Source organism: Mesorhizobium sp. 131-3-5, assembly GCF_016756575.1.
Taxonomy (GTDB): domain Bacteria; phylum Pseudomonadota; class Alphaproteobacteria; order Rhizobiales; family Rhizobiaceae; genus Mesorhizobium; species Mesorhizobium jarvisii.
In genome coordinates this window covers 22794-34506 of sequence record NZ_AP023254.1, presented here as the reverse complement: position 1 = coordinate 34506, position 11713 = coordinate 22794, and the positions used below count along the sequence as shown (strand labels likewise).

The 11713-nt window shown below is 63.1% G+C and carries 12 protein-coding genes; 11 read left to right on the top strand and 1 reads right to left on the bottom strand.

The features are described 5' to 3' along the window. From miaB to trmB, 9 genes are all read left to right on the top strand, one after another. Positions 1-1302, top strand: coding sequence for a tRNA (N6-isopentenyl adenosine(37)-C2)-methylthiotransferase MiaB (gene miaB / locus JG747_RS00165; protein WP_446720623.1), 1302 nt, complete (start codon positions 1-3; stop codon positions 1300-1302). Positions 1303-1385: 83 nt separating this feature from the next. Continuing rightward, positions 1386-2378: a PhoH family protein gene (locus tag JG747_RS00160; RefSeq protein WP_019863063.1), complete on the top strand. Its 993-nt coding sequence runs from the start codon at positions 1386-1388 to the stop codon at positions 2376-2378. A 19-nt stretch (positions 2379-2397) separates the two neighbouring features. Beyond that, a complete protein-coding gene (gene ybeY, locus JG747_RS00155) occupies positions 2398-2898 on the top strand; it encodes an rRNA maturation RNase YbeY (RefSeq protein ID WP_038652028.1) in 501 nt (166 codons plus the stop codon). A 27-nt stretch (positions 2899-2925) separates the two neighbouring features. After that, positions 2926-4020 (top strand): hemolysin family protein, encoded by a 1095-nt coding sequence (locus JG747_RS00150; RefSeq protein WP_019863065.1) that lies wholly within the window; start codon positions 2926-2928, stop codon positions 4018-4020. Positions 4021-4033: 13 nt separating this feature from the next. Next, entirely contained in the window at positions 4034-4504 is a 471-nt protein-coding gene (locus tag JG747_RS00145; RefSeq protein ID WP_202360918.1) for a VOC family protein, read from the top strand. A gap of 99 nt (positions 4505-4603) precedes the next feature. After that, positions 4604-6196 (top strand): apolipoprotein N-acyltransferase, encoded by a 1593-nt coding sequence (gene lnt / locus JG747_RS00140; RefSeq protein WP_202360917.1) that lies wholly within the window; start codon positions 4604-4606, stop codon positions 6194-6196. A 138-nt stretch (positions 6197-6334) separates the two neighbouring features. After that, a complete protein-coding gene (locus tag JG747_RS00135) occupies positions 6335-6754 on the top strand; it encodes a helix-turn-helix domain-containing protein (protein ID WP_027047724.1) in 420 nt (139 codons plus the stop codon). A gap of 168 nt (positions 6755-6922) precedes the next feature. After that, positions 6923-8188 (top strand): methionine adenosyltransferase, encoded by a 1266-nt coding sequence (gene metK, locus JG747_RS00130; RefSeq protein WP_010913316.1) that lies wholly within the window; start codon positions 6923-6925, stop codon positions 8186-8188. Between the two features lie 26 nt (positions 8189-8214). After that, entirely contained in the window at positions 8215-8916 is a 702-nt protein-coding gene (gene trmB / locus JG747_RS00125; RefSeq protein ID WP_202360916.1) for a tRNA (guanine(46)-N(7))-methyltransferase TrmB, read from the top strand. A 23-nt stretch (positions 8917-8939) separates the two neighbouring features. On the opposite strand, the gene JG747_RS00120 is transcribed toward trmB, so the two are convergent. Continuing rightward, positions 8940-9104, bottom strand: coding sequence for a hypothetical protein (locus tag JG747_RS00120; RefSeq protein ID WP_019863068.1), 165 nt, complete (start codon positions 9102-9104; stop codon positions 8940-8942). Positions 9105-9390: 286 nt separating this feature from the next. Between JG747_RS00120 and rimP the strand changes: the two genes are divergently transcribed. Both rimP and nusA read left to right on the top strand, forming a co-directional pair. Further along, positions 9391-10038, top strand: coding sequence for a ribosome maturation factor RimP (gene rimP / locus JG747_RS00115; RefSeq protein ID WP_064984619.1), 648 nt, complete (start codon positions 9391-9393; stop codon positions 10036-10038). 49 nt (positions 10039-10087) lie between these two features. Next, entirely contained in the window at positions 10088-11683 is a 1596-nt protein-coding gene (nusA, locus tag JG747_RS00110) for a transcription termination factor NusA (RefSeq protein ID WP_010913320.1), read from the top strand. The last annotated feature ends 30 nt before the right edge of the window (positions 11684-11713 follow it).

The following is an 11713-nucleotide window of genomic DNA, read 5'->3' as shown; positions in this document are numbered from 1 at the left end:
ATGAACGTCTATGATTCACAGCGCATGGGCGATGCGCTGGCCGCCGACGGCTACACCGCGACCGATGCCATCGACGAGGCCGATCTGGTGCTGCTCAACACCTGCCATATCAGGGAGAAGGCGGCCGAAAAGGTCTATTCCGAGCTCGGCCGCATCCGTGACATGAAGGCGGAGCGCGCCCTTGCCGGCCGCGAACTGCTAATCGGCGTCGCCGGCTGCGTGGCGCAGGCCGAGGGTGCCGAGATCATCCGGCGCTCGCCGGCCGTCGACCTGGTCATCGGACCGCAGACCTATCACCGTCTGCCCGACGTGCTGGCGCGGGTGCGCGGCGGCGAGAAGATCGTCGAGACCGACTACGCCATCGAAGACAAGTTCGACCATCTGCCGCAACCGAAGCGCGCCGAGGTCATCAAGCGCGGAGTAACCGCCTTCCTCACCGTGCAGGAAGGCTGCGACAAGTTCTGCACCTTCTGCGTCGTGCCTTATACAAGGGGCTCGGAAGTGTCGCGGCCGGTGGCGCAGATCGTCGCCGAGGCCGAGCGCCTGGCCGAGGCCGGCGTGCGCGAGGTGACGCTGCTTGGCCAGAACGTCAATGCCTGGCACGGCCAGGGCGAGAACGGCGAGGAATGGGGCCTTGGCCGCCTGCTGTTCCGACTGGCCGAAATTCCCGGCCTGGCGCGGCTGCGCTACACCACCAGCCACCCGCGCGACATGGATGACGAACTGATATCAGCCCACCGCGACCTGCCGTCGCTGATGCCCTATCTGCATCTGCCGGTGCAATCGGGCTCCGACCGCATCCTCAAGGCGATGAACCGCAGGCATACGGCCAGGGATTATCTGGCGCTGCTCGACCGCATCCGCGCTGCCCGGCCCGATATCGCTTTGTCCGGCGATTTCATCGTCGGCTTCCCCGGCGAGACGGAGGCCGATTTCGAGGCGACGATGGAACTGGTGCGCCAGGTGAAATACGCCTCGGCCTTTTCGTTCAAATATTCGCCGCGTCCCGGCACGCCGGGCGCCGAAATGGCCGATCATGTCCCGGAAACGGTCAAGGACGAGAGACTGCAGCGGCTGCAGGCATTGCTGTTGAAGCAGCAGCAGGACTTCGGTTCGAGCCTGGTCGGCAGCACCATCGACACGCTGATCGAGAAGCCCGGCCGGCAGGCCGGCCAGAAGGTCGGCCGCTCACCTTGGCTGCAGCCGGTTATTGTTGATGAAAAGGCCGGCGAAATCGGTGACATTATCCAGGTGCGAATCACGAAGACGGGCTACAATAGCCTGTTCGCCGAATTGGCCTGATGGTCTCGGCAGATGAGGAGAGACGGTTGAGCGCAGCAGAGCTGAAGAACCTGCCCCCGGTACCGGCATCTGGGGCTTCTGACATGGCGCACATCGTTCTGACTTTCGACAACAACAAGCTTGCCAGCGCCCTTTACGGTCAGTTCGACGAGAACCTCGCCCGGCTCGAGCAGAAGCTCGGCGTCGACATCCGCTCGCGCGGCAACCAGCTGACCATCAAGGGGTCGGCTTCGGCCGCCGAACAGGCGCGCCGTGCCTTGGACAATCTCTACGGCATTCTGCAGAAGGGCGTCGATATCGGCCAGTCCGACGTTGACGGCGCCGTGCGCATGGCGGTCGCCGCCGACGATCAGCTGACGCTGCCGACGCTGGAGCGCAAGGGCAAGGTCTCCGCGGCCCAGATCGCCACCCGCAAGAAGACCATCTATGCCCGTTCGCTGAACCAGGACGCCTATATGCGGGCGCTGGAACGGTCGGAACTCGTGTTCGGCATCGGTCCGGCGGGCACCGGCAAGACCTATCTGGCGGTGGCGCACGCGGCGATGCTGCTCGAGCGCGGCATGGTCGAGCGCATCATCCTGTCGCGGCCGGCCGTCGAAGCCGGCGAACGGCTGGGCTTCCTGCCCGGCGACATGAAGGAAAAGGTCGATCCCTATCTGCGGCCGCTCTACGATGCGCTCTACGACATGATGCCGGCCGACAAGGTCGAGCGCGCTATTGCCGCCGAAGTCATTGAAATCGCGCCGCTCGCCTTCATGCGCGGCCGTACGCTGGCGCATGCCGCGGTCATCCTCGACGAGGCGCAGAACACCACGCCGATGCAGATGAAGATGTTCCTGACCCGTCTCGGCGAGAATTCCCGCATGATCGTCACCGGCGATCCGACGCAGATCGACCTTCCCCCGAGCACCAAATCGGGCCTGGTCGAAGCCTTGCGTGTCCTCGATGGCGTGGCCGGCGCGGTCACTGTGCGTTTCAACGATGTCGACGTCGTTCGCCATCCGCTGGTGGCGGAAATCGTCAGGGCCTATGACCGCGACGCCAAGCTGGCGCGCGGCCTCGGCGCCGAGAATTGATTTTTGACGATGCGGCTTCATGCCTGAGGACAATTCATCCGGCGACGGGGAGCCTCCCGTCGACATCGATATATCGGTCGAAGCGGGTGATTGGCCCGATGAGGCAAGCCTGACACGGCTAGTCGATCGGGCGGTTGGTGCTGCTTTCACCGAGACCGGTGTGACGGGCCGTTCCGAACTCAGCGTCGTTTTTTCCGACGACGCCCATATACGCATGCTCAATGCCGAATGGCGGGGTAAGGACAAACCCACCAACGTCTTGTCTTTCCCGGCTTTTCCGTTTGTGCAAGGCGGCCCACTGCCGCCGATGCTGGGCGATATCGTGCTCGCCGCCGAGACGGTTTCTCGCGAGGCGGCACTGGAAGACAAGCCAGTGCAGAACCATATCACCCATCTTGTGATCCACGGCTTGCTGCATTTGCTGGGCCATGATCACGAGACCGACGCCGAGGCCGAGGAGATGGAGGCCATCGAACGCGCAGCGCTCGCAAGGCTTGCCATTCCCGATCCCTACGCGTAACTACATCTGACAATTGACCGGACGACGATGAACGACAAACCAGAGACTGCCGCCCGCCCCGACGCCGGCAGTGCGCCCAAGGCTTCCGATACGTCGGAAGAGGGATCAAGTCCGAGTACCGTTACCACTGGTGTTGCCAACACCGGCGGCGCAGCCAGCGAGCCTTCGCCTGCCGGACCCTCCCTGTTCGATCGTGTTTTGGGCCTGTTTCGGCAGCGCAACGGCACCAGCCTGCGCGAGGAAATCGCTGACGCTCTGGCCGAGACGGCGAGCGATGCCGAATCCTTCTCGCCTGGCGAGCGCGCCATGCTCAACAACATCCTGCGGCTGCGCGAAGTGCGCGTCGAGGATGTCATGGTGCCGCGCGCCGATATCGAGGCGGTCGAGATCACCACGACGCTCGGCGATCTTCTGGGCACCTTCGAACAATCCGGCCATTCCCGCATGCCGGTCTATTCCGAGACGCTCGACGATCCACGTGGCATGGTCCATATCCGCGACGTGCTGGCCCACATCACCAAGCTCGCGCGCGTCAAGAAGGGGCGCACGACCAGGAAGACGCCCGTCGCCACGCAGCTCGATCTCGCCCAGGTCGACCTCGCGCGCACCATCGGCGAGCTCAATCTGATCCGCCAGGTCCTGTTCGTGCCGCCCTCGATGCTTGCTTCCGACCTGATGGGCCGCATGCAGACGACGCGCACGCAGATGGCGCTGGTCATCGACGAGTATGGCGGCACGGATGGCCTTGTCTCGCTCGAGGACATTGTCGAAATGGTCGTCGGCGACATCGAGGACGAGCATGACGACGACGAGCCGATGATAACCCAGGCCGGCGACGGCGTCTTCATCGTCGACGGCAAGGCCGAGATCGACGAGGTCGCCAAGATGATCGGCGAGGATTTTGCCGCCGGCGAACATGGCGAGTACGTCGACACGATCGGCGGCATGATCTTCAACACGCTTGGCCGCGTGCCGGCGCGCGGCGAGGTGGTGCAGGCCATTCCGGGCTTCGAGTTCCATGTCCTCGATGCCGATCCGCGCCGCGTCAAGCGCGTGCGCATCGTGCAAAGCCAGAAGGGCGAGCGCCGTCGCCGCGCCACGGCCCGCACCGAACAGGCCTGAGTTTCCGCTGCCGATGACGGTTGACGACCCGTTCAAGCATTCACGTCTGGGTTCCGGTGTCTTATACAGGGATCCGCGTGCCGCGCTGGCGTGGCTCGAAGCGGCTTTCGGCTTCGAGCGCAGCATGGTGGTGAGCGATGCCGATGGAAACCTCGTCCACGCCGAGATGCGGTTCGGCGACTGCACTATCATCGTCGATTCCGAATGGAGCGATTATGTCGCGAGCCCGGCTTCGGTCTCGGGCAAGAACACGCAGTCGGTCTATGTCGGGCTGAAGGATGGCCTGGATGCGCATTGCGAGCAGGCGCGGGCGGCCGGCGCCGACATAATCCAGGAGCCGATGGACCAATTCTACGGCGAACGCCAGTATCGGGCTCGCGATCCCGAGGGCCATGTCTGGACCTTCACCCAGCCCATCCGTTGCGTTTCCCGCGAAGAGGCCGAGCGGCTGAGCGGTCTCAGCATCGACGGCTGGCACCGGTAGAGCTGTGGCTGGGTCATTGCGGCTGATCAGCCGGCGTTTGGAGCGCGGGCCGCGGCCTGATAAATCTTGCGTCCTGATTCGCGCGACTCGGAAGTATGCATGGAGCGCCTGGCCGGCCGGATAATTCTGCTTTGGGGTTGGCGGCGTGCGCTCGTGGCCTTTCTTGCCGGGGCGCTGGCTGTGCTCGGCCAGGCGCCCTACGATTTCTTCGCCGCCTGCTTCATCTCGTTTCCGCTGCTGGTCTGGCTGCTCGACGGCGCGACCGGCGAAGCTTCAGGCAGCCTTTTCAGACGCTTGCGGCCGGCCTTCGCCGTCGGCTGGTGGTTCGGCTTCGGCTATTTCCTCGCCGGTCTCTGGTGGATCGGCTCGGCGCTGCTGGTCGAGGCCGATGAGTTTGCCTGGGCGCTTCCCTTCGCCGTGGTCGGCATTCCCTTCGCACTCGCCTTTTTCTATGGCTTCGCGACGATGGTCGCCCGGCTTCTGTGGAGCAGCGATATCGGCCGCATCGCCGCCCTTGCCTTCGGCTTCGGGCTGATGGAGTGGCTGCGCGGCTTCCTGTTCACCGGTTTTCCCTGGAATGCCATAGGCTACGCGGCAATGCCGGTGCCTCTCCTCATGCAGAGCGTGTCGGTGACCGGCATGATCGGCATGAACGTGCTTGCCGTGTTCCTCTTTTCATTACCGGCGCTGCTGGCGGCGCGCCGGCATCTGCGCCTGGGTGCGGCACTGTTCATCCTGCTTGCGTCAGCCCATGTCGGTTTCGGCTACATCAGGCTTACCGCTCCTGAAAAACCGGCGGAGCGCAGTCTCGATGTCCGCATCGTTCAGCCTTCCGTCGACCTCAGTGAAAAATGGGACGCCTCGGTGCGCGACCGCATCTTCGCCACCTTGCTCGGCCTGTCCGCCAAGGCGCCGGACCCTGGTCACGGCAAGCCGCAACTCATTCTTTGGCCGGAAACCTCGGTTCCGTTCCTCTTCACCGAGCGCCCCGACGCGTTGACGGCGCTGGGCGACATGCTGGCCGATGGCCAGATGCTGATCGCCGGCGTCGTTCGCGAGGAAGGCGGCTCGGCGGCCAGCACCGACAGCCGCTATTACAATTCCGTGGTGGCGATCAACGACAGAGGCGAGATCGTCGATGCCGTCGACAAGGTCCATCTGGTGCCGTTCGGCGAGTACCTGCCTTTTGCCGACCTGCTCAACCGTTTCGGCATCGCGCAGCTTGTCGCCGGACCGGTGACGTTCACCGCCGGCAACGAGCGCCACGCCATCACACTGCCGGGCGGCATCCGTGCCCTGCCTTTTATCTGTTACGAGGTGATCTTTCCCGATCTGGTGGCAGTTGACGCTACGTCAGCGCAGCTTATTGTGAACGTTACCAATGATGCCTGGTTCGGGGACACACCGGGACCGTATCAGCATTTCAGGCAGGCCCAGATTCGCGCGGTGGAGAACGGATTGCCCTTGCTGCGTGCTGCCAACAACGGCATCTCGGCCGTCGTCGACCCACACGGACGCATCGTCGATGCACTGGCCATCGACGCTCGCGGAGCCATCGATGTGAAGGTGCCGATTTCCGGACAGACGGTCATTTCCTCGGGCCAGCGGCGCATTAACGGAATCCTGATCATGTTGCTGTTTGCGCTCGGAGGAGCGCTATTGAGCGTAAGGCAAAGGCTACGGGTGAATTGACAGTCGACACATTAGAAACTCATACTGTATCGCCTGAAAATTTCTCGAAGTCGGTGGATCGGTCTGTTGGGGCAGTCGCCCCCGGCTTTTTTTGGGCGGGAAAAAATCACAAAGCCGAAAAAATTCGGCGAGGAAAAAATGACAGAAGAAAACAAGAAGAAACCCAATCCCATAGACATTCACGTTGGAAGCCGCATCCGGCTTCGCCGCAACATGCTCGGAATGAGCCAGGAAAAGCTGGGCGAGAATCTCGGCATCACATTTCAACAGATCCAGAAATATGAAAAGGGCACCAACCGCGTCGGCGCCAGCCGGCTACAGGCGATAGCCTCGATACTCGGCGTGCCCGTCGCCTTCTTCTTCGAGGATGCGCCGGGCCAGGAAGCGGTGGCCGGCCGCGGCTTTTCCGAGGATGCGTCGATGGCTTTCGCCGTCGAATTCTGCGGCAGTCCCGAAGGCCTTCAGCTCAACCGGGCCTTCGTCAAGATCGCCGACGTCAAGGTGCGCCGCAGGATCATCGACCTGGTGAAGTCACTCGCCGCCGACGATCTCGACTGACCCTCGATACGCCTCGAACCGGCGGCATTCGCCGCCGGTGGCACAAGATATCGACATCGACAGTCGTGCCAGAATGGCGGCAACGCTTGACGAGCGGCGCTTTGCCCCGCTAACACGTGGCGCGCCAAAATCGGCAGCCTGCCGATCGTTTTTCAAGAGGGGACACCCGTGACGCGGCAGAACTACTTCTTTACCTCGGAATCCGTTGCCGAGGGCCATCCCGACAAAGTCTGCGACCGGATCTCCGACGAGATTGTCGATCTGGTCTACCGTGAGGCCAAGAAGACCGGCATGGACCCATGGAAGGTCCGTGTCGCCTGCGAGACGCTCGCCACCACCAACCGCGTCGTCATCGCCGGCGAAGTGCGCGTCCCCGAGACGCTGCTGAAAAAGGACAAGGCTGGCAACATCCTCAAGGACGCCGCGGGCCACCCGGTGGTGAATCCGGCAAAATTCAAATCAGTCGCCCGCAAGGCGATCCGCGAGATCGGCTACGAGCAGGCCGGCTTCCACTGGAAGACGGCCAAGATCGAGGTTCTCCTGCATGGCCAGTCGCCAGACATCGGCCAGGGCGTCGACAACGCCGCCGACCGCCAGGGCGAGGAAGGTGCGGGCGATCAGGGCATCATGTTCGGCTATGCCTGCCGCGAGACGCCGGACCTGATGCCGGCGCCGATCTACTACAGCCACAAGATCCTCGAACTGCTGGCCGCCGCCCGCCACCAAAACAACGGCGAGGCCGGCAAGCTCGGCCCGGACGCCAAGAGTCAGGTCACCGTCCGCTACGTCGACGGCAAGGCCGCCGAGGCAACCCAGATCGTGCTGTCGACCCAGCATCTCGACGCGACATGGGACTCCAAGAAGGTCCGCAAGGTTGTCGAACCCTACATCCGCGAGGCGCTTGGTGATCTCAAGATCGCCGACGATTGCATGTGGTATATCAATCCGACCGGCAAGTTCGTCATCGGCGGCCCGGACGGTGACGCTGGCCTCACCGGCCGCAAGATCATCGTCGACACTTATGGCGGCGCGGCACCACATGGCGGCGGCGCCTTCTCGGGCAAGGACACCACCAAGGTCGACCGGTCGGCAGCCTATGCGGCGCGCTATCTGGCCAAGAATGTCGTGGCGGCGAAGCTTGCCGACCGTTGCACCATCCAGCTTTCCTACGCCATCGGCGTCGCCCAGCCTCTGTCGGTCTATGTCGACCTGCACGGCACCGGCAAGGTCGACGAGGCAAAGCTCGAGGACGCGCTGCGCACCGTGATGGACCTGTCGCCGTCGGGCATCCGCCGTCACCTCGACCTTAACAAGCCGATCTATGCCAAGACGTCGTCCTACGGCCATTTCGGCCGCAAGGCCGGCCGCGACGGATCTTTTTCCTGGGAAAAGACCGATCTCGCCAAGGCGCTCAAGGATGCTGTCGCGGCCTGAAGCTGCGACAGACCCAGCACCGCCAGATGAGCCCGCAAGACAGGCCAAGCCGTACGACCGAAGCCTTTTTCGGTCGTCGACGCGGCAAGCCCGTCCGTCCGCAGCAGGCGGCGGCCCTGGAAAGCGGGCTTGATGCCTATCGGCTCGATCTGATGGCTGATGCGCCGTCGGATCTGCGCACTCTGTTTGAAACTGAAGTTTCGGCCGTCCGGCTCGAGATCGGCTTTGGCGGCGGCGAGCATCTTCTGCACCGCGCCATCGAGGCGCCGACAACGGGCTTCATCGGCGTCGAGCCCTTCGTCAACGGCATGGCCAAGATGATGATGGCGGTGCGGGCAAGGCCGCTGGCCAATTTGCGGGTCCATGACGATGACGCCACCCGGCTGCTCGACTGGCTGCCGCCGGCCTCGCTCGACGGCATCGATCTTCTCTATCCCGATCCATGGCCGAAGAAGAAGCACTGGAAGCGGCGTTTCGTCAGTCCGGTCAATCTCGAGCGTTTCGCGCGCGTCTTGAAACCGGGCTCAAAATTCCGCTTCGCGTCCGATATCGATACCTATGTAAACTGGACCTTGCTGCATTGCCGGGCGCATGGCGCCTTCGCATGGCAGGCGGCCGAAGCCGCCGACTGGCATCGTCCCTATGAGGGCTGGCCTGGCACGCGTTACGAGGCGAAGGCCGTTCGCGAAGGCCGGCGGCCTGCCTATCTGACCTTTGTCAGGAAATAGGCGCGCGCCCCCTCGCCAGATTTTCAGAAACGGCCGATTCTGTTGAAGATGGCCGGATCCATGCCGAGCTTGCGCAAGTCGTCGGCGCGCGGCTTGCGGCCGGCTTCCACGGCGCGCGACGCGGCAACCGCGCCGCCGAATGCGGTGAAGAGGTCGCCCAGGGCGGAAAATAGTCTGCGATTGCTCATGATCTTGTCCTTTCGCGCGCCACCGCGCGCCGCTTCTGTTCGTGTCGTGGCTAATAAATAAGAGCGCCCCTCCGGATGTCACAGGGGGATTGGCGCATGGTGGCCATGCGCCTGGAGCAATGCTGACGCTGTCGACCCTTTTGCCGGTTCGGCACGGCGGGCTTGAAACACCGGCCATGTTCGTTTATATCAGCGTCAAATTCTTGGTCGGTATGACGAAGAGTGGGTCCACCCGGTCCCGCTCTTTTTTATTACCTGCCGATAGGTTCGAAACGACAGGTACTTGATGACTGCAACGGCAAGCGAAGGTGACGACCGCATCATCCGCGAAAGCGGCATTGATGCGCGCATTGCGCTGATCGTCCAGCCGGTGCTGCGCGGCATCGGCTTTCGCCTCGTGCGGGTGCATCTGTCCGGCCAGAACGGGCTGACGCTGCAGATCATGGCCGAACGCGAGGACGGCACCATGACCGTCGAGGATTGCGAAGAGGTCAGCCGCGCGGTGTCACCGGCGCTCGATGTCGATGATCCGATCGAAAAGGCCTATCATCTCGAAGTCTCTTCGCCCGGCATCGACCGGCCGTTGGTGCGCAAATCGGATTTCGTGACCTGGACCGGTCATCTGGTAAAGATGGAAACATCGGTCATCGTCGCGGATCGCAAGCGATTCAAGGGCAAGATCGCCGAGGCCGGTGAGAACGACGTGCTGATCGAGCGCGACAAGGCGGCCTATGGCGAGGAACCGACAGTGCGCGTGCCTTACGACGCCATTGCCGAAACCCGGCTGATCCTGACCGACGACCTCATTCGCGATGCGTTGTCGAAGGACAACAGGGCGCGCAAGGAAGCCAAGAAACGCCGCGGCGAACCGGATGACGACGTGCCCGAGGGTGCTGAGACGGACGCCACGGAAGAACACGAACAGGAAAGTTGATTGAGCTGCCGGCCCCAAAGGTCCGGCAAACAGGCTCGGGAGAAAAAACATGGTAGTAAGCGCCAACAGACTTGAACTGCTGCAGATTGCCGATGCGGTCGCGCGTGAAAAGTCGATCGACAAGTCGATCGTCATCGCCGCCATGGCCGATGCGATCCAGAAGGCGGCGCGTTCGCGTTACGGCCAGGAGACCAACATCCGCGCCGACATCAACCCGAACACCGGCGAGATGAAGCTGCAGCGGCTGATGGAAGTGGTCGAAAAGGTCGACGACTACGCCACCCAGATCGCCATTTCCTCGGCTCGCGAGCGCAATCCCGACGCGCAGCTCGGCGACTTCATCGCCGAACAGCTGCCGCCAATGGATTTCGGCCGCATCGCCGCGCAGTCGGCCAAGCAGGTCATCGTCCAGAAAGTGCGCGAGGCCGAGCGCGACCGCCAGTATGACGAATACAAGGACCGCATCGGCGAGATCGTCAACGGCACCGTCAAGCGTGTCGAATATGGCAATGTCATCGTCGATCTCGGCCGTGGCGAGGCGATCATCCGCCGCGATGAGCTGATTCCGCGCGAAAACTACAAATATGGCGACCGCGTCCGCGCCTATGTCTACGACGTGCGCCGCGAGCAGCGCGGCCCGCAGATCTTCCTGTCGCGTACGCATCCGCAGTTCATGGCCAAGCTGTTCACCATGGAAGTGCCGGAAATCTATGACGGCATCATCGAGATCAAGTCGGTCGCCCGTGACCCGGGCTCGCGCGCCAAGATCGCCGTCATCTCGCGTGACAGTTCGATCGATCCGGTCGGCGCCTGCGTCGGTATGCGCGGCAGCCGCGTCCAGGCCGTCGTCGGCGAATTGCAGGGCGAGAAGATCGACATCATTCCGTGGTCGCCCTCGGCCGCCTCCTTCATCGTCAACGCGCTGCAGCCGGCGGAAGTCGCCAAGGTCGTGCTCGACGAGGACGCCGAGCGCATCGAGGTGGTGGTTCCCGACGATCAGCTGTCGCTGGCCATCGGCCGTCGCGGCCAGAACGTGCGTCTCGCCTCGCAGCTCACCGGCTGGGATATCGACATCCTGACGGAAGCCGAGGAATCCGAGCGCCGCCAGAAGGAATTCGTCGAGCGCTCGGCGCTGTTCATGGAAGCCCTCGATGTCGACGAGATGGTCGGCCAGGTGCTGGCCTCCGAAGGCTTCACCAGCGTCGAGGAAGTCGCCTATGTCGACGCCGGCGAAATCGCCTCGATCGACGGCTTCGACGACGACACCGCTTCCGAAATCCAGACCCGTGCCCGCGAGTACCTCGAAAAGATCGAGGCCGAGCATGACGAGAAGCGCAAGGCGCTGGGCGTCAAGGACGAACTGCGCGAAATTCCCGGCATCACCACCGCCATGATGGTGACGCTCGGCGAGGATGGCGTGAAGACGATCGAGGATTTCGCCGGCTATGCCGCCGACGACCTGACCGGTTGGAAGGAACGCAAGGACGGCGAGACCAAGGTCTATCCGGGCGTGCTGGCCAATCACGGTGTTTCGCGCGCCGATGCCGAACAGATGGTGCTCAATGCCCGTCTCAAGGCCGGCTGGATTTCCGAAGACGAGCTTGCGGCCGAAGAAGCATCGGCTGACGAAGCCGTTGGTGCGTGAGGTGAAACCGCATCGCACACAACCCGCCCT

What these genes read in the sequence shown, in the direction of transcription:
- JG747_RS00135 (WP_027047724.1), top strand. Translation starts at nt 6,335, where the DNA reads ATGACAGAAGAAAACAAGAAGAAACCCAATCCCATAGACATTCACGTT.
- rimP (WP_064984619.1), top strand. Translation starts at nt 9,391, where the DNA reads ATGACTGCAACGGCAAGCGAAGGTGACGACCGCATCATCCGCGAAAGC.
- nusA (WP_010913320.1), top strand. Translation starts at nt 10,088, where the DNA reads ATGGTAGTAAGCGCCAACAGACTTGAACTGCTGCAGATTGCCGATGCG.
- miaB (WP_446720623.1), top strand. Translation starts at nt 1, where the DNA reads ATGAACGTCTATGATTCACAGCGCATGGGCGATGCGCTGGCCGCCGAC.
- trmB (WP_202360916.1), top strand. Translation starts at nt 8,215, where the DNA reads ATGAGCCCGCAAGACAGGCCAAGCCGTACGACCGAAGCCTTTTTCGGT.
- JG747_RS00145 (WP_202360918.1), top strand. Translation starts at nt 4,034, where the DNA reads ATGACGGTTGACGACCCGTTCAAGCATTCACGTCTGGGTTCCGGTGTC.
- ybeY (WP_038652028.1), top strand. Translation starts at nt 2,398, where the DNA reads ATGCCTGAGGACAATTCATCCGGCGACGGGGAGCCTCCCGTCGACATC.
- JG747_RS00150 (WP_019863065.1), top strand. Translation starts at nt 2,926, where the DNA reads ATGAACGACAAACCAGAGACTGCCGCCCGCCCCGACGCCGGCAGTGCG.
- JG747_RS00120 (WP_019863068.1), bottom strand. Translation starts at nt 9,104, where the DNA reads ATGAGCAATCGCAGACTATTTTCCGCCCTGGGCGACCTCTTCACCGCA.
- JG747_RS00160 (WP_019863063.1), top strand. Translation starts at nt 1,386, where the DNA reads ATGGCGCACATCGTTCTGACTTTCGACAACAACAAGCTTGCCAGCGCC.
- lnt (WP_202360917.1), top strand. Translation starts at nt 4,604, where the DNA reads ATGGAGCGCCTGGCCGGCCGGATAATTCTGCTTTGGGGTTGGCGGCGT.